Genomic DNA, 19,905 nt, shown 5'->3' with positions numbered 1-19,905 from the left:
AAACTAAAGACTAAGATTGGAGTTGCAGCAATTGAAAAAAGTCAAAAAAGCATATGCAAGAAGTGATGAAAGAAATAAAATCCAAAATATACTTGCTATATGTGTGGTGATATTTACAGTAGCATTTATACCCATTATAGTGAGACTGAAGATTTTTGAAGACCCGGCTAATACTTTACCCGATGCATATGACTTTTTTGCCTTTTGGAAATCATGGGCATTATACATAACTGCTATTGCCGCATTAATTCCTTTGTTTATAGCATTAAAGAATTTTTTGTTTAATAAAAAGCAAGAAGCAATAATAAGCATAATAAGTAAAGAAAAGAGAATATTTCTAATATTAACGGGTCTTTATCTTGCAGCATGCTTATTTTCGACCATACTTTCCAAAAACATAAGCATTGCATTGTTTGGATATAGGTGTCAAAGTGAAGGCTTTTTTACAATTGCTTCAGTATTTATAATTACTGCCTGCGGAATGCTTTTTATAAAAGGCTGCAAAATAAATTTAATTTATAAAGCTATATACATTTCTGCCGGTATTATTTTTATTATAGGTATTTTTCAGTTTATTGGGCTTGACCCATTTAAGGCAGATTTGATAAAGAGCATTATAATTCCAGGTAAATATGGGGACCTGGCAAACAGTATACTATTTCCCGATAATCCGTCATCATCCTTTAGAAACTCTATTTATTCAACCCTTTACAATTCAAATGTTTTTGGTACTTATGCTGCATTAATAATGGTTTTTTCCATGTCCAGGGCCATTTATTCAGCAGATAAAAAGCATAGGATGTTTTCTCTTTTTATCATGTCGCTGGCTTTATTCACATTGATAAACTGTTTTTCAAGAGGTGCCTACCTTGGAGCAGCATTTGGAAGCATAGTAATAGCACTAATGACTTTGAAAAGAATTAAGAATTATTATAAAAGCATAATACCTGTTGCTATTATTATTGTTTTGGTGATTATCGCAGCCGCACTGATAGGTAAAGGCAAAGTTTTTGAAAGGCTGTCTACTGTCGATATTGATACCCAGGATGCTGCTACGGGTGTTACCGAGAGGATTAGTGACTTTAGTTTGATAAATAATAAATTGATCCTTTTTTTTAATAAAAGAAGCCTTAACATAGAAAAAAGAGGCAATGACCTTGTGTTTTCGGATACTGAGGGCAGAGAAATGACCATTGATTATTCGCCAGAGGATGAAGGATATAAAATAAACAAGGACAATTATCGTGACTTTATCGTGTTTGCAGACCGGGAAAATCTATTTGTGAAGAAGAAAAATGCACTTTTAAGATTCATTATTAGGGATGATGGGTTTATTCTTGCGGATGCTGCAGGAAAGGAAGCCAAAATAAGTGGGCCTCAGTCAGGTGTTTTTACCGGAAGGGAAAGGTTTGCATCGGGTAGGGGATACATATGGTCAAGGACAATTCCCCTTATCAAAAAAAACATTGTAGTTGGCAGCGGCCCTGATACATTTTATTATGCTTTTCCACAGGATGACTACCAGGGTAAGCTCAAGTTTATGTACAATGCCTATATAAATATCGATATGGCACACAATATATTCCTACAAAAAGCCATTGAAACAGGCGGATTTTCTATGATAATATTTGTCATAATTATTATATGGATGCTGCTATCAGCTTTCAGGAAATCAAGTGCATTAATGCTGGCTATTACTGTTGTCTACTGCGTTTGTGGGCTTTTTACAGATGAAAACATATGTACCATGATTGTTTTCTGGCCCCTTATAGGTATTGAATTTGCAAATTTGTACTCATCTGATGGAAGTGAATGAGCAAGTTTATGAAGGTATATTTATTGAAAAATAAAGGTATTGAATGTAAAGATGCATATAGAGAAGATAAATGCAGGTATAACCCTTAAGACAATCTTGACATTGTTGAATATTATATAGTAAATTACAATAAAATAAAGAAATTTGGAGTGATAGTAGAAATGGATGATAACCCTGATGATATACAAAGTAGTAAAGCACTATGTGAGTCATTTTTAGGATCTAAGAATCGGTTAATAACAAGTTTTAGTAAAAGGCTTTAAATCCAAAAGACAGGATTAGTATGCCTTTTTTTAGTACGTTAAACTATTTACATGGAGGATGAAAATTTGTTTCCCGAGATTCTATTATTTGTAATGCTTATAGTGTTGGTTGGGTTTTTTAATGTATCTGAGGCTGCTTTGATTTCGTTAAATGACAACAAAATAAAATTAATGTCTGAAGAACAAAATAAAAAAGCAAAGCTGCTTAAAATACTTGTTGAAGAGCCAAGCAGGTTTCTTGCCACCATTCAGATAGGTATAGCTTTCTCCTACATTCTTGCCAGTGCTTTTATTGCGGAAAATTTTGCAATAAGGGTTGTAGATCTAATTAAGCTGACAAATCTTTCTTTATCTGAATTATGGCTTAAAAACATTTCAATGGTTATAATTACAATAGTGTTATTATATTTTACGCTTGTTTTGGGAGAAATGGTGCCAAAGAAATTGGCTGTGAAAAAGGCTGAGGGAGTGGCAAGATTTGTTGCAGGGCCTTTGTATTTTCTATCGATTTTGTCTTACCCATTTATTAAAATACTTACGGTGTCAACGGGATTTTTAGTAAGGATGTTTGGTGTTGATCCAAATGAAGATGAAGAACAGGTCACAGAAGAGGAAATCAGATTGTTGGTGGATGTGGGAGAAGAAAAAGGCACCATTGATGAAACTGAGAAAGAAATGATTAATAATATTTTTGATTTTAACAATAAAATTGTTTCAGATATTATGACTCACAGGACTGACATAGAGGCTCTTCCTGTGGATGCAAGCTTAAATGAGGTAACTTCCTTCATAAATTCTGAAAAGTATTCCAGAATACCGATTTATGAGGATAATATAGACAACATAATAGGAGTAATGCACTCAAAGTACATTATTCAGTATTTGGCTGAGGAAGGTGACAAGAAGAATTTTAGCCTGAGAGATATTATAAGGCAGCCATATTTTGTGCCAGCTTCAAAAAGAACAGATGAACTACTAAAAGAGCTTCAGAGAAACAAAACCCATATGGCGGTTATTATAGACGAATACGGAGGAACAGCCGGGATTGTTACATTGGAGGATTTGATTGAGGAGATTGTAGGAAACATATTTGATGAAGATGATGTAGAAGAAAAGGAAATGGAAAAAATAGATGATAATACATTCATCATAAATGGTGCTGTCAGTCTCGATGAAGTACAGGAAGCTCTCGGAGTAGACCTTCCAATAGACGATTATGAGACACTGAGCGGGTTTGTTATAGGCCAGATGGGGAGGATTCCTGAAAAAGGGGATACATCAACCATAGAGTTTAATGAATTGATGCTAAAGGTAGAAGAGGTGGAAGAAAAGAAAGTTTCAAAGATCAGGGTATGTAAAAACGGCAGCTGTGAATAAATTGACTGAGGAATTATGGTGTATACTGTACTCAATACAATTTCTCACGACAACGATTAAGAAAGCAGAATCGCAAGCGATTTTGTTCCAACATTTGGAGGATGGAACGTTAGAATGATTATATTTGTAAACACTTTGCTGGTGTTATTCTTTGTACTTATGAATGCGTTTTTCGTTTGTGCCGAATTTGCACTGGTTAAAGTAAGAAAATCAAGAATAGAAATACTTGCTTCCACTGGAAGTGTCCCTGCAAAATTTGCTTATAAAGTTGTAAACGATTTGAATTCTTATCTTTCTGCATGTCAGTTGGGTATTACATTGGCATCATTAGCACTTGGTTGGATCGGCGAACCTACCGTTTCCAAAATGATAGGTCCTTTGCTCCATAACTTCGGGTTATCCGAGAGTACTATACACTCTATATCCATTTTTGTAGGATTTTTCATAATAACCGGACTTCATATAGTATTAGGAGAGCTTGTGCCGAAATCACTTGCCATAATAAGCTCAGAGAGGTTTTCAATAGCAACGGGAATGCCGCTGTTTCTTTTCTTTAGAGCAACATATCCTATTATGTGGGTATTTAACCACACTACCAACTTTATATTAAAGCTGATGGGATATTCTATGATAGATGAGCATGAGGCAGCTCATACCGATGATGAGATCAAAATATTGGTTGAGGAAAGCTATAAGCATGGCCTTATTGATAAGGCAGAATATACTTATGTTGACAATATATTTGAATTTAACGAGAAAAATGTAAAAGACATAATGATTCCACGAATGGATATGGTATGTGTCTATAAAGAAGACTCATTTGAAACTATCCTAAAAACCGCAATGGATGAGAAGTACACACGATATCCGGTATGTGAGGGCGACAAGGATAATGTAGTAGGTTTTATACACATAAGAGATTTATATGAACAAAAAATCCAAGGTAATACAAAAAACATTAATGGTTTTATAAGGAATGTTATATCGGTTCCTGAGAGCATACCCATAAATGAAATGCTTAAAAGATTTAAGAAGGAAAAAATAAATATAGCGGTTGTCATTGATGAATACGGCGGCACAGCAGGTATGGTAACCATTGAGGATGTTCTTGAAGAGATAGTAGGAGATTTAACAGATGAGTATGATGAAGAGGAAGAAAAGGAAATTGAAACTCTAGATGATAACTCATATCGTGCTAAAGGTATTGTGGATTTGGATAAAGTTGCTGATTTAACAGGGGTAGAGCTTCCTGTTGATGAGTATGATACATTAAGCGGATTTTTAGTAGGGCAGCTTGGACGAATACCTGCTGAGACTGAAAACCCTGTTATAGAGTATGAAAAGCTTGTATTTAAAGTTGAAAAAGTAGAAGATAAGAGGATATTACTTGTAAAGATATGTAAACATAGTGAAGAGGAGCCAGCATAATGCAGGCTCCTTCACTTTTTAATGGAAAACTATGGCGAGATGTTTATAGCAATGCAGGCTTACTATTCAGCCACCAGTACTTCATAATTGTTAACAGTTATTTCCTTGCCGCCATAAGGAATATTGGCTCCACCAAATTCTTTTCTCACCTTGCCGGGGTGAACACCTCCATTATAATTAGCCCTGGCAGCGTATAAAGGTGTACCGTTTGATTCTCTGCCGCAAATGATCGCTCCATCAGGAATATCTCCGTTAGAAGCCGATACCCATTTACCTTTGCCTACCAAAACTTCATAAGGATTTACTTTTACTTCTTCGCCTCCATATGGAATGTTGGCGGCGCCAAATTCTTTTCTCACCTTACCGGGATGCACGCCCCCTTGATAAATTGCCCTTGCTGCGTATAAAACTGTACCATCCGACTCCTTTCCACATACAATTGCTCCGTCAGGAATTTGGCCATCTGTTGCACTAATCCATAATGACATAAAAATTTCCTCCTTTTAATCAAATAGTTTTGTTTATGTATCTTCCTTACATAGAACATTTTATCGTGTTTATTTGTATCTGTAATAAATTTACTGTAACATACAATAATTGGGGGCTAACTTGCTCAGTATCACAGATGAAATACAAAGGAGGAAGATAAAAAATATGGTGTTTAGGCACTTTTATTCTTATATACCCATTTCAAGATAGAATGATGATATAGGCTTGCCATTTAATTTTAGGTATCCATCAACATATGCCCTGTTACGGATAGTACCTACATCACCTGAGAAATCAGGAAAATGGTTTTTGCCCTTTTCAGCAGTATCCACGCCTGTTATTCGGTTGTTTTGGTGTAAAGTTGTTAAAAGGTATATTGTTTCTTTAGGCTTTCCATTTTCCAAATTTGAAGAAGACTCTCTTTGCTTCACTTCAATTGTAACACCATTCTGAGGAATATAATTATTGCTCGCACTGTCCAAAGCTGGGGCAGAAGGTGTTAAATTTATGGAAAGTGTACCGACTGAAGCAGGGTAAGGGGGACATTCTAAAGAGGGTGGATTACACCTGCTTATAATTTCACTGGATTCGGAAAATGGGTCAACTTCAAGCCAAAAAGGTCCCTTTAATTTTCCTTCTTCGTAGTAGAAACCCTCAAAAATAATTTTTTCTTTACTCAAATCCAGATACATTTCGCCCTTAACGTCTGTAAGATGCTGTGACTTTAATTTAGTATCAATTAGCTCCACCTGATTTATTAGCTGAAAGCGATATAAATTCTCACTTTCGTAATCAATTTCAACATCCACATATTCTATTTTTTCTTTGTCCTTTTCAAAAAAATAAGCAGACATTTTCAGGCATAGTTTGCCAAACATGATAGGTAGTGTGTTCATTTAAAATTCCTCCCTAAACTATATTATTTACTCGTCTCCAGTGTCCCTTAAACTATAAATCAAAGAGTTTCTTAAAGCTTTTGATATAGTATCTGCTAACTGGTACTTGCTCATTTAAACCTTCCATTTTTAATAAGTATGTATTATTGAACCAAGGTATGATTTCTTTTATTTTTGCAGTATTTATAATAAAGCTTTTGTGGCATCTGAAAAACCTTTTGGAGTCCAATCTGCTTTCAAAATAAGCTAATGTATCTTTGCTTTTATAAGTCTCACCATTAGATATACTTATTTTTACATTGCCATCTTCAGATGACAGATAGCTTATTTCAAAGGGGTCGCATAAAAATATTCTTTCATCTTTCCATACAGGAATCTTAATAATTTCATTTTGCATCGCTTCAAACTGTATTGCATGGTGCTTTTTTTTATATTTGACGGGGTCGTTTTCATGCATAAGTTTATTTATCCTGTTTATTGCCATTTCAATCCTTTGATCAGAATAGGGCTTTAAAACATAATCTATCGCATTTACCTCAAAGGCCTTTATAGCATACTCATCAAACGCTGTTACAAAAACTATTTTAATCCCTTCTTCGAACTTTAGTATTTCGGAAGCAGCTTCTAATCCACTCATTTCAGGCATCATTATATCAAGAAATACTGCATCGGGTTTTTGGTCAATAATGCCTTGCAAAGCTTCGAGTGGATCCTGATACATTCCAAGTATTTCAATATTTCCATACTTCGAAAGGTAATAGTGGAGATTTTCCAGACCCGCTTTTTCATCATCAACAAGTATTACTTTCATAACTTTCACCTTCCCACCTATATTATTGGAATTGTTATACATATAATGGTGCCTTTTCCTATGGCACTTTCTATCTTGATTTTTCTTTTATAAATTCTCTGTATTCGGCCTTTCACATTTGATAAGCCTATTCCCGAAGTTTTATCCGTTCCGTTAAGTATCGAATTGAGCTTTTCTTCTGTCATACCTACTCCATTATCCTCAATCACAATGTACAGCATATTGTCTGTTTTTTTCACTGAAAGCCTTACCGTTCCACCATTTTTAAGAGGAAGGATTCCATGCCTTACGGCATTCTCAACTAAAGGCTGAAGAATATAGGGGGGGACTTTGCACTCAATATTATTGTCAATTTCATAAACAATGTTTAATTTATCGGAAAATCTAGCCTTCTCAATTTCCAGATAAGACTTCACATGGAGAATTTCCGTATCAAAGTCTACAAATTCTTCATCATTTTTGAAGCTGAACCCACACCTCAGATAATCACTTAAATATAAGAGGAGCTGAATAGTTTTTTCTGAGGATGATCTGCTTACAGAAATTATAGTATTTAATGCGTTAAAGAGAAAGTGAGGTTTAATCTGAGCCTGCAGCATTCTGAGCTCAGACCTTAAAAGGAGTTCTTCCTGTTTTACCAGTTTTCTAAAAAGCATAAAGGATTGTACAAAAATGAACAAAAACAGTCCTATGGGAATATAGAAACCGGTTTTTATTATACCATAACCATTTAGGGTATCGTTTATGGTTATGAATACGATTGATATTGTTGCAATCAAAAAAATATGTGATGCATCTCTTTTAAGATAGGCAGCTTTAGAAAGTATAAAAAGAATAAGTACTATTATGAGAACACCGCATATTTGAAAAGGCATAAGAAACAGGCTACTCAACTTATCGTTAACTGTGAGGGTTATGGTAGTAAATAATACTCCCACTATCTGTGAAATTCTTACAAACCAATAAGGGGTATCTTCAGGAAAAAATGAATGAATGAACATTACAAAAAAAGGTAAACCCAAGGAAAGGGTTGATGATGAAATCTTCAGAAATATATAAAGGGGGATGTCTGGGATAAAGTTGTAGAGCAGCATTTCTCCCATCAATAGAGTTCTAATTGATATTAAAAAACACAATATACTGAAATATAAAGTATAGAATTCTTTTCTTCTCAGTAGAAAAAGGGTTAGGTGATAAAGTCCCATAATCATAATACTGCCGAAAAGAAACATATCTCCAAAAGATCGGGTATTTTTCTGAGATACAATCGTAAGCATATCACCCAGTTCAATGCTTGTAATAAATCCGCCACTGGCATAGCCGAAGTTGGAGATCTGAAGCGTTATATAGAATTGGTTCATTTCGGGAGCGATTGGTATTACCTGGGGAGTGAATTTGCCTTTGTGGTTTTTGGCTGAATTACCAACAATTCCTGATGCATAGACCATTTTATTATCCACCCATAGCTTGCAGGAGGAGATGACAAACTTGAGATTTAGAGCTGCATTTCGGGGAATGTTGTCCATTTTAACCAGGAGTCTGTATGTTGCATACCCCTCATCATCAGGTAATTCATCACCCCTCACTACTGTGCTTTTCCAGGGTGAGGGGACGGTTGACATATCTGTTTTGGATATAGTAAATTGTTGAGGGATTAAAAGCTTATTCCAATAGAATTCCCATTGGCCGTCTAAGCGGATGCTTCCATCCGTTTTAAAGTCCCATCCTGCAAGGTCCAAAATACCGGATGTTGCATAGGGCAGATTTTTATGGGTATGACCCTTTGATCTACAGCTAGCTAATAATGGAAATGCTAAAAGAAGTACAAAAACTAAAACAGCAAATTTTTTAAACTGATACATGATTTTCCCACCAATTAACTGAAATAAATGTGTAATGTAAGATTAATTGCATCTTTGATTTAGTACAGTTTAACTATACCAGAAATTACATAAAAGTGCTATTAATAATATTTAATATCAAAATTGAATAGAAAGGGCCAGGTATATATTCAACATTTTTCTATATATTTGAAAGTTTAATCAGGTTCAAATTGGCTTTTATAAAGCTTTGTATAATAACCGTTTTTATTTAAAAGCTCTTTATGGGTTCCGCTTTCCACAATATTACCTTTATCCATCACTAAAATCATATCCGATTCCCGTATTGTCGAAAGCCTGTGAGCTATAACAAAGCTGGTCCTGCCTGCAATCATTTTCATAAATGCTTTTTGTATCTGTAGTTCTGTCCTTGTATCTATACTGCTTGTTGCCTCATCTAAAATCAAGATTGGCGGATCAACCAGCATTACCCGTGCAATAGTAAGAAGTTGCTTTTGACCTTGGGAAAGGTTTTCGCCTGATTCTGTAATCAAAGTATCATAGCCTTCGGGTAAACGCATAATAAAGCTGTGAGCCTCCGCAGCTTTAGCTGCTGCAATGATTTGAGCTTCCGTCGCAGTTTCCCTTCCATATGCAATATTATCCCTAATGCTTCCGGCAAATAACCATGTATCCTGAAGGACCATTCCAAAATTTTGCCTAAGGCTGTCTAGTGTAACGTCTTTGATGTTTATTCCGTCAAGCAAGATTGAACCGCTGTCTATATTGTAAAACCTCATCAGAAGATTGACAAGAGTTGTTTTGCCGGCACCTGTTTGCCCTACAATAGCTATTCTGCTTCCCCTGCTTACTTCAAGATTGAAATTTGTAATAAGTGGACGATCAGGTTGGTATGAAAAAGCAACATTTTTAAATATTATATTGCCCTGAGCCACTTTCATATCCAGTGCATTTTTCATATTCATTGATTCAGCGGGTAAATCCAGCACATGGAATATGCGTTGTAGTGAGGCAAATGCAGCTTGCATCTGTGCCAGAACACCGGATATTTCATTGAAGGGCTTGCCGAACAAGCTTGCGTAGATCAAAAAGCTGGATATACCTCCTACGGTTATCATTCCCGAAGTGGCAGCAATACTTCCGATAATACCAATTCCTGCGTATGTGATGTTATTAACAAGGCGAGTTGACGGATTGGTTAGTGAAGAATAAAACTGTGCCTTTACTCCGGTTTTATAAAGGACATTATTAATATCTTCAAACTTCCTTAAAGACCTTTCCTCAAAGCCAAATGCCTTAACTACTTTCTGTCCTCCGATTATTTCTTCAGCATAACCGTTTAGCTCACCTGAAATCTTTGCCTGTTGCTTGAAGAATTGCTGTGAACGTTTGGAAATAAAACGTGCAACCAGAAAGGACACTGGGGCCGACAACAATACAAATACTGTCATAAATGGATTGATATAAAGCATTAATCCAACCGCTCCAAAGACAGTTACAATACCTGTAAAGAGGGTCGTAATACCCTGCTGAACTCCATCAGAGACTGAATCCATATCATTTACAAACCGATTGATCGTGTCGCCATGAGGTGTAGTGTCATAAAACTTTAAAGGCAGAGTGCAGAGCTTTTCAAAAAGTTTGTCTCTCATATCGTTTACGGTTCTATATGCTATGCTGTTTGTCAAATAGGTAAGAAGCCACCCAAATAGGCTTCCCCCTGCATAAATAAAGGACAGGTAAACTAGAATATGTGACATGGAAATGAAATTAACTGTGTCTTCTCCAACCATGTAATCAATAGTCTTACCTATCAGCATCGGTCCTAGCAGGCTGGCTGCCACGCTTAAAAGTGCACAGATCATAGATAAAATCAAGAAAATTTTATGTTTTCCAATATGGCCCAAAAGCCTGATTAATAGTTTTTTATTCATATGCCAGCCTCCTCGGTTGAAAGCTGAGACATGCATATTTCCTTATATACCTGACAGTTTTCTATTAGCTCATCATGTATACCTATTCCCTTAATATGTCCGTCATCAAATACGATAATTTTATCTGAATGTTTTACCGAACTAACTCTCTGTGATACCGTTAAGACTGTCATATTTTTACTGCTTTGATTGATTGCTTTTTTAAGTGCTGCCTCTGTTGCAAAGTCCAATGCACTAGAAGAATCATCAAGTATCAATATTTCAGGCTGTGCAACCAAAGCTCGGGCAATGGAAATACGCTGTTTCTGGCCTCCGGAAAAATTTGCTCCTCCTCGGGATACTTTAGTGTTATATCCATCAGGCAAGTTCGAAATAAACTCATGTGCCTGTGCAATTTGTGCGGCTGCTACAATTTCCTCCTCTGAGGCATTTTCCTTTCCCCAACGGATGTTTTCTGCAACAGTTCCTGTAAAGAGCACGGATTTCTGGGGTACAACAGCAATTTTCCTGCGTAATTCATGAATGAGGTAATCCTTTACATCCATGCCATCTATGTAGATATTACCATTAAATACATCATAAAACCTTGCGATCAGATTTACAAAGGTTGACTTGCCTGTACCTGTACTGCCAATAATCCCCACGGTTTCGCCATGCCTGATGTCTACCGATACATTTTTAAGTGCCATATCTCCGGTTGTGCTATAACCGAATGAAGCTTTATCAAACCTGATTGCAAGGGCGTCTTTATCTTTTATATTTTTAATACTTTTATCTGTAATATTCTTTTTAGCAGCATTCCTTTCTGCAATGGACGGTACAGTTTCCAACACCTCGATAACACGTGCTGCCGATGCAAATGCACGGGTAAATATAATAACCAGGTTTGATACAACAACTAGGGCTAGTAATATCTGTGTTATATAGTTGACATAAGCAATAATCTCTCCCTGGGAAAGTCTGCCTGAATTGATACGCAGCCCCCCGTACCACAAAATGGCGATAACAGCCCCGTTCACCACAAGAGTCGTAAGTGGATTTAAAAGAGCGGATATCTTGCTTACATTAATAACTATGTCGGTCAAATCATCATTGGATTTTTTGAATCTCTGCTTTTCACTTCTATTCTTAGCAAAAGTACGAATTACTCTTACCCCTGATAGATTCTCTCGGAGCACAACAACTATTCTATCAAGGTGTTGTTGAGATTTGCGATAGAGCGGGGAGGATCTGCTTACAATAAAATACAGAATAATTCCCAAAATAGGAGTAGATGCTATAATAATTAGGGATAGCTGTAAATCTAGTATCATTGCCATTATAACAGCTCCGATGCATATAAAGGGGGCCCTTATAACAAGGCGTATGAGCATGGCTATTGCAAGCTGAAGCTGATTTATGTCATTTGTAATTCGGTTTATTAATGACGGTGTTCCGAACTTATCAATCTGCTCATAGGAAAGAGTTGATATATGCTTAAAAATTTTGTTTCGCAGTGTTGTTCCAAACCCTTGTGATGCCAGGGCAGCATAATACTGGCATACCACTGAACTGCCAAACCCCAATACTGCCATCAGCAACATAAGTCCACCCATTTTGAGTATATAATCATTGTCTTGTCTTATTACCCCATTGTTGATGATAAGTGCCATGATTGTAGGCATAATAAGCTCCAATATTGCTTCAAGCAGCTTAAAGGCCGGGCCAACAATGCATTCTTTTTTATAAGGCTTTAAAAAGGTTACAAGTTTAAACAATTTCACCATTCCTAACTTTACATTTATGTTATTTCTCGCGACAACGACCAAGGTTGCAAAATCGCAAGCCCGGTTATGATTATAACATAAGATTATGTAAAGTTGAATTTGTGACATAATACCATAATATAACTGACGAATAATTCTGTTCTGTCATTGTTTTATAAGGTCTTTTCATTTTCTATTTTTTCTGATAAAATGTGTATAGGCATACCTTTCTTGTTTTGTATTACTGCATTATTTTTGGTTGATGATGCTTCCATATTTATTGACCTATAATTATTGATTTTCAAGGCCTAGATGACTTTTCTCGTGGGCAAAGTTTGAGTTTAGTAATTTATAATCTTTATTTTGAAATAGAATTTATGAAGCAAATGCATTTATTCATGTCTATGAAATTATGGTGTTCTCAACACCACGATTTCTCACGACAACGACCAATATTGCAAAATTGCAAGCAACTTTGTTTAATGAAAATAAATTTTTGCAACATAGGAATAAAGGAAAATGTATTGCAATAATTTTAGAAAAGGGGGGAGAGTATGGATAAAATTCCATTACCAGTTTTGTGGTTGATAATTGCTGTAGTACTCGGTGTTATTGAAGCATCATCCTTAAATCTTATAACATTATGGTTTGCAATAGGTGCTGTAGCTGCGATGATTTCTGCACTTTTTGGCATTCCGTTTATTTATCAGGTTGTTATATTTGTCATCGTGTCGGCTTTGATGCTTTATTTTACAAAACCTTTAATTAAAAAGTTCCTTTATGTGAGAAAAGAAAAAACCAATGCTGACAGGATAATTGGAGATAAGGGTATTGTTGTAGAAAAAATTGATCCTGTAAACAGTACCGGTCAGGTAAAGATACGAGGTCAGATATGGACTGCACGTTCAACAGACGATAAAATAATCGAATTGGATGAATTAGTGGAAGTTCAGGAAATATCAGGTGTTAAACTATTTGTAAAAAAGTCTTCAGATATAAATAAGAATGAAAAACAATGAAAAACAATGAAAAACAATGAATAGCAATAGATAACTATATATAACAAATAAGGGGGATTTAAGAATGGAATGGGTAATTATTAGTTTTGCTATTATATTATTGATACTCGTGGTTTCAAATGTTAGAATTGTACCTCAGGCTAATGCCTACGTAATTGAAAGATTGGGAGCGTATATGACTACATGGCAGGTTGGCCTCCATGTAAAAATTCCTTTAATAGACAAGGTAGCAAAAAGAGTTTCTTTAAAGGAAAATGTTGTAGACTTCGCACCACAACCGGTAATTACAAAGGACAATGTAACAATGCAAATTGATACTGTAGTATATTTTCAAATCACCGACCCTAAAATGTACGCATATGGTGTAAACAATCCAATGGCAGCAATTGAAAATCTTACTGCTACTTCATTGAGAAATATTATCGGTGACCTTGAACTTGACCAGACATTGACATCGCGTGATACAATTAACACAAAGATGAGGGCCATTCTCGATGAAGCTACCGATCCTTGGGGTATTAAAATCAACCGTGTTGAATTAAAAAATATTATTCCTCCAAGAGAAATACAGGATGCTATGGAAAAGCAGATGAAGGCAGAAAGAGAAAGAAGAGAATCCATACTTCGTGCCGAAGGTGAAAAAAAGTCTGCAGTACTTGTTGCCGAAGGTCAGAAGGAAGCTACAATACTTAATGCCGAAGCTGCCAAGCAATCTGCAATATTAAAAGCTGAAGCTCAGAAGGAAGCACAAATAAAAGAAGCTGAAGGTGAAGCTGAAGCAATATTAAAAGTTCAACAGGCTACAGCAGAAGGTTTGAAAATGCTTAACCAAGCCAACCCAATTCAAGCAGTTATAGCACTAAAAGGTCTTGAAGCATTTGCAAAAGCCGCAGACGGCAAAGCAACCAAGATTATTATCCCTTCAGAAATACAGGGATTGGCCGGGCTGGCGACTTCCTTAACTGAGCTATTAGAGAAAAAGGGAATTGATGATTGACGATTTTAGTCATAGCAGGCATAAATTATAAATATCGAGCGGTAAAGTTTCATAATTGATATAAACTTTACCGCTCGATATTTTTTTCTTTTCCTTCTGGTGTTACAATACATGCGGTTATCCTTGCTTTATGTACATCCAATTCCCAAAGCATTACCCTTGATGATTGAAAGCTTTTACATTTAGTTGATATTTATGTATATAAATGATAAAATTTATCTAATAAAAGATTTAATTTCATATTTGTTAGGGAATACTTTAGATATCATTCATATTCTACATAGGATTTAAAAGCCATTTTATTTATTTTATATCATATATTAAAACTTCTGCTTACCTTTATGAATAGAATTTTTCTTTAACTATTCCCAGAATAAAAAGGGGAGAAAAATATGATAGTTAAAGGGATTAAAAAGAGTTTATGCATTTTCTCTGCAGTTTGTCTACTGATGATGAACTATAATATGAGTTTCTCAATTAATTCGCAAATTACACCAACTACAGAACCTCCTACCGTGGTTAATGCAGTTTATTCCTCACCTATTCCGACAATTACTCCAACTCCAGCAAAAAGTGAACCCGATGATTATGGAGACGATATTTCCAGTGCCTTCACTATCTCTACAGACATTCATACAACAGGAAAGATTAATAGCTCTGATCCTGCAGACATATTTTGTTTTTCTACTGACATAGATGTAGACGCTGCTGTTACAATAAAATACAGCGATTGTGTTACGGCAAGTATATTGGATATATCAGAAAATGAGATTGATTGTGATGAAAGGCATGGAAATGGATCTTTAACTCTTGGCGTTCATGCTTTGAAAAAAAACAGGTATTTTATAAAAATTAAAAGTACTCATCAGAAACCAGTGGATTACACAGTTAGTGTTGCATGTAAGATTGATGATGTCGGCAATGACTTTGCAAATGCAAAAGAGATCGTAATTGATCAGTTAATTACAGGAAACCTATTAAATGATACTGATGTAGATTGTTTTAAGTTTACGCCCTCTAAAAAAGGTGCATATAAAATAAATTCAAATCTTGACTCTAATAACTATTATTTGAATATATATGATAATAGAGGCACATATGTCCCTACTGCGGATAATTTTATTATTCTAAATGATAATGACACATACTATTTTAGAGTCAGCAGAAATTATATTTTACCATATCCTTACTCATATAATTTTCAAATAGAAGGACCTATAATTGATGATTTTGGAGATTCACAAGAAACAGCACAGGATATTCAATTGGATGATGAAGTTAAAGGAAGTATCAGCCATAGCTACGATAAAGACATTTTTTCCTTCAAGCCTTCAAGAGATGGCGAATACTACGTTTATAATTTTTCTGCATATGATGTCAGCGGTAATAATATCATAAGATACGATACAATCAGTGTTTTTGATTCTAACAGCAATTATTTAAGCATAAATAATGATGTCACAAATTTGAAAAAACATTTTTATTTATCTAAGGATAAAACATACTATATCTCCATATCAACAAGCTATATTCCCGTTTTATACAATTATTCATTTACGCTTAAAGGGCCATTGGAAGATGATTTTGGAAATACAAAAGAATCTGCCCATGAAATACAAGTGGATAAACAAATTGTAGGAACTGCAGAGTATATAAATGACAAAGACTATTTCATATTTAGACCTACAGAGGATGGGGCATATCAAATAGAAAACTTTACTATATTGGAAAAATGCGAGAGTGGTGTCACACCAAAGTTAGAGAATGTTTTATGGGTTTGTGATGCCAATAACAAAAATATATATCCAAGTTTTCAAAACAACTCAAACGCGTATTTTTATTTTTCCAAGGGTAATAAGTATTTCATTTCCATTAATAATAACAACATTAACTTATATTTTAAATATTCATTTGGATTTAAAGGAATCACCAATGATGATTTCGGTAATACTAAGGAGTCTTCCCAAGAGATCCTACTCGATACAAAAGTGAATGCTAAATTTAATTATTATAACGACAAAGACTGCTTTAGCTTTGTACCTTCAGATGACGGAGCATATTATATAGAATCTGATAATAATACAGGTTTTATTATTATAGATGAGAATAATGAAAGTATCAACACTTATTCCCATAACTCAAATACACAGTTCAATTTAAAGAAAAATATCAAGTATTATATATTTGCATCCGGCTATAATACCTACTCGGCATGTGATTATTCTTTCTTGTTAAAAGGTCCGCTAGTTGATGATTTTGGTGATTTAAAAGAAAATGCACAGGAAATAAAATTAAACAGTTTTATAGAAGGTGAAATAGAGAGCTATCCTGATAGGGACTATTTCAGTTTTACTCCCTCTGCTGAAGGTTATTATTACATCGATAAATTCTCATCATATGACGGTGATAATATAGGAATAGGCAATGTTCTGAAATTTTATGATGAGAATGGACAAAGCGTACAAATGAATTTATACCGTTCCCTTTATTCATATTTTCTGGAAAGCGGCAAAACCTACTATATATCAATCTCAAATGATAATTACGTTAATAAAACTTTCTGCTATTCTTATATTCTTAGAGGGCCAATTATTGATGATCATGGTAATACAATGGGATCTGCTTCCAAAATTCAGTTAGACAGCCCTGTTGAAGGGTATATAAGCTTAAATGACATTGATTATTTCAGTTTTAAGCCAACAAAAGATGGATTGTACTACATTGAAAATTACCAAATAGAGGATTATGTTCGAAATTATACACGTCCAATTGACGGAGTTATTTTTTATGATGAAGAGGGCAAAGTGTTAAGCCGTTACAGCGATTATTTAAAAGCTTATTATATGGAAAAAGATCATACTTATTATATTTCTGTTGCAACAGGCTATAACATGCCTCTAATATTTAATTACTACATATTACTGAAAGGGCCTATTGAAGATGATTATGGCAATACGAAAGCAGCCGCAAGGGAAATAGGACTAAATGAAAATGTTCAAGGCAGTGTGAATTATAATAACGATATTGATTATTTCAGCTTCAGATCTACAATTAACGGTATGTATTATATGGATAGCTCGACTGTAGGTAGAGATTCTTTTAATGTTTATAATGAAGATGGTGAAAAGTTTACAATTATAACTAACGGTTCCAATGATTATTTCGCATTGGAAGAGGATACCATATATTATATCGCTGTTACAAGTCTTTATTCAAAAAGCAATTACTCATTTTCTATAAAACTATCCAGCACCGATGATTATGGAGATTCAATGAAAACAGCGAAGGAAATTCAATCGGGAAGTCAGATTAAGGGTTTTGCAGATATTTTGTGCGACATTGACTATTTCTGTTTTAAGCCTTCTGAGTCTGGTACATACTACATTGATAATTTTTATGCACAGAGAAGTAGTTTTGGAAATGATTATATATACATAAGCAATGTTTTGATAGTTGTTAGTTCAAGCAGTGGTAATGTTTATCCTAAGTATGATTACAATGGAAGGAAAAGAGCATATATAAATATGGTAGAAGATGAAACATATTATATTTATATAAAAAATCCTGAATACTACTCATCTTTTAACTATTCATTTGCACTTGAGGGACCGATTGTGGATGATTATGGTGATTCTCAAGAGTCAGCTATGGAAATACAATTGGATAAAGAGGTTAAGGGCAGTATTAATAATGTTCCGGATTATGACTATTTTGTATTGGAACCGTCTATTACGGGAATATACTGTTTAGATAGCTTTAAAATAACCTCCTATATATACAATGATTCACCTAATCCAAACATAGAAATAGTAGATTCAAATGGTACTTGTGTAGATAAAACTTATGGAGACTATAGTTCTAATAAAGCTTATTTTTCTTTAAACAAAGGTATTAAATATTATATTTATGTAAATAGCAATAATGAATTTTCACTATTTAATTATTCATTCACAATAAGAGGACCAATTATAGACGATATTGAAAATACGCCAAGCCTTTCAAAAACATTGGAAATCGGAAAGATTACAGATGGAAAAATAGATTATTATTACGATAAGGATTTTTTCAGTTTTACAACTAATGAAAAAGGCTATTATTCATTGTCGCTAAATTGTACAAATTTGATTGATATAGCTCTTTATGATGAACATTATAATATGGTTGCCAAATCCGCATTTAATGTTGATGCTGCCAAACCATATTATAATCTTTTGCCCAATAAGACTTACTATTTAAGCATATCCAGTCACCACAATACAAAAAGTGAACTTAATTATAGTATTTCTGTAAACGGGCTAATTGTTGATGATTATGGTAATTCTCTGTATGACAGTTCTTTGGTTAAAATAGGTAATACCAATGTAAAAATTGAATATTCAGATGATGTTGATATTTTGAAATTTATTCCTTCTTCAACCGGTACTTACTATTTTAAACTTGACACTAATATTGCTTCTAAGGTGAAGTTTTATAATACATATGAATCACCTCAAAGTTATACCATTGTAGATGCCAATACAGCCAGCTGCAATCTTTCAGCATATGATATTTGTTATATTGCCATAAATGATAATGCAACAATTCCGATTGGGAATTATACCCTTACAATCAGTAACGCCCTGGAACAGGACACCTTGAAATTAACGGGATACGTGATGCCTGATTTTGTTGATAATTCACCAAACCCTTTAAAAGCAGGATTTAAAGTATTGTTGCAAGGTACACAGAGTTCAGCTATCTCAGATGAAAATGGATACTTTGAGATTACAAATATACCTAAGTCAGATAAGGTATATGATATTGAAATAACAAAAGACAATTATCTAAAAAGGGAAATCAATAATGTTATTGTAAATGATAACATCTCATTGTCCACATCGTTTTTGCCAATAGAGATGTGGGCTGGAGACACGGAAGAATCAAAAGATAATGCTATAAATATTAAAGACATAATTAAAATTGCAAAAGCCTTCAATTCTTATAAAGGAGATCCTTCATATTCAGCAGGCATAGATTTTGACAACAATTCTGCTATTAATATTTTAGATGTAATCATTATGGCAAAACACTTTAATGAATCGGCTGAAAGCTACCCTAAAGTATTATTTTAGTAAATAAGATACAATAGATGTTTTCTTCATACGAATAGAAATTGCTTATATATAGGAAAGTTATACAATAAAAGCCTTGTTTTTGTTTGGTTGCACCCGAAGCAATACAATTTAACCCAGCTATGATTTCACCTTAACTAGTGGTATGTATTTGAAAGAGTGTAGATTTGTGGAGGTT

General features: G+C 34.4%; 12 protein-coding genes. 6 read left to right on the top strand and 6 right to left on the bottom strand.

All coding sequences use genetic code 11. From position 1 onward, the window contains the following. Positions 1–31 precede the first annotated feature (31 nt). The 3 genes from VIO64_RS00525 to VIO64_RS00515 all read left to right on the top strand — a co-directional run bounded on the left by VIO64_RS00525 (position 32) and on the right by VIO64_RS00515 (position 4,884). Positions 32–1,816, top strand: a complete 1,785-nt coding sequence (locus tag VIO64_RS00525) for an O-antigen ligase family protein (protein WP_331914148.1) — start codon at positions 32–34, stop codon at positions 1,814–1,816. 329 nt (positions 1,817–2,145) lie between these two features. Then, the gene (locus VIO64_RS00520; RefSeq protein WP_331914146.1) at positions 2,146–3,456 is read left to right on the top strand and encodes a hemolysin family protein; all 1,311 of its coding nucleotides are present in this window, start codon (positions 2,146–2,148) and stop codon (positions 3,454–3,456) included. Positions 3,457–3,570: 114 nt separating this feature from the next. Continuing rightward, complete coding sequence (locus VIO64_RS00515; RefSeq protein ID WP_331914144.1) at positions 3,571–4,884, top strand: hemolysin family protein; 1,314 nt, start codon at positions 3,571–3,573, stop codon at positions 4,882–4,884. A 62-nt stretch (positions 4,885–4,946) separates the two neighbouring features. On the opposite strand, the gene VIO64_RS00510 is transcribed toward VIO64_RS00515, so the two are convergent. The 6 genes from VIO64_RS00510 to VIO64_RS00485 all read right to left on the bottom strand — a co-directional run bounded on the left by VIO64_RS00510 (position 4,947) and on the right by VIO64_RS00485 (position 12,612). Next, positions 4,947–5,372: a DUF3421 domain-containing protein gene (locus VIO64_RS00510; protein ID WP_331914142.1), complete on the bottom strand. Its 426-nt coding sequence runs from the start codon at positions 5,370–5,372 to the stop codon at positions 4,947–4,949. Positions 5,373–5,561: 189 nt separating this feature from the next. Then, a complete protein-coding gene (locus tag VIO64_RS00505) occupies positions 5,562–6,269 on the bottom strand; it encodes a hypothetical protein (protein ID WP_331914140.1) in 708 nt (235 codons plus the stop codon). A 52-nt stretch (positions 6,270–6,321) separates the two neighbouring features. Further along, positions 6,322–7,080 (bottom strand): LytTR family DNA-binding domain-containing protein, encoded by a 759-nt coding sequence (locus VIO64_RS00500; RefSeq protein WP_331914138.1) that lies wholly within the window; start codon positions 7,078–7,080, stop codon positions 6,322–6,324. A 17-nt stretch (positions 7,081–7,097) separates the two neighbouring features. Next, positions 7,098–8,942 (bottom strand): sensor histidine kinase, encoded by a 1,845-nt coding sequence (locus VIO64_RS00495; RefSeq protein WP_331914136.1) that lies wholly within the window; start codon positions 8,940–8,942, stop codon positions 7,098–7,100. Between the two features lie 176 nt (positions 8,943–9,118). Next, positions 9,119–10,855, bottom strand: coding sequence for an ABC transporter ATP-binding protein (locus tag VIO64_RS00490; protein ID WP_331914134.1), 1,737 nt, complete (start codon positions 10,853–10,855; stop codon positions 9,119–9,121). Next, on the bottom strand, positions 10,852–12,612 hold the full coding sequence (locus tag VIO64_RS00485; RefSeq protein WP_331914132.1) for an ABC transporter ATP-binding protein: 1,761 nt from the start codon (positions 12,610–12,612) through the stop codon (positions 10,852–10,854). The genes VIO64_RS00490 and VIO64_RS00485 overlap by 4 nt, the downstream gene beginning before the upstream one ends. Positions 12,613–13,154: 542 nt before the next feature. On the opposite strand from VIO64_RS00485, the gene VIO64_RS00480 reads away from it, so the two are divergent. The 3 genes from VIO64_RS00480 (at position 13,155) to VIO64_RS00470 (ending at position 19,727) form a co-directional block, all read left to right on the top strand. After that, positions 13,155–13,619 carry an NfeD family protein gene (locus VIO64_RS00480; protein ID WP_331914130.1) on the top strand — a complete coding sequence of 155 codons (465 nt, stop codon included), beginning with the start codon at positions 13,155–13,157 and terminating at the stop codon, positions 13,617–13,619. 64 nt (positions 13,620–13,683) lie between these two features. Beyond that, the gene (locus VIO64_RS00475) at positions 13,684–14,616 is read left to right on the top strand and encodes an SPFH domain-containing protein (RefSeq protein ID WP_331914128.1); all 933 of its coding nucleotides are present in this window, start codon (positions 13,684–13,686) and stop codon (positions 14,614–14,616) included. 392 nt (positions 14,617–15,008) lie between these two features. Further along, entirely contained in the window at positions 15,009–19,727 is a 4,719-nt protein-coding gene (locus VIO64_RS00470; protein ID WP_331914126.1) for a hypothetical protein, read from the top strand. Positions 19,728–19,905 lie beyond the last annotated feature (178 nt).

Source organism: Pseudobacteroides sp. (genome assembly GCF_036567765.1).
Classification (GTDB): Bacteria; Bacillota; Clostridia; order Acetivibrionales; family DSM-2933; genus Pseudobacteroides.
Note: the sequence above shows the minus strand (reverse complement) of the source record. Positions and strands in the feature narration are given on the sequence as shown.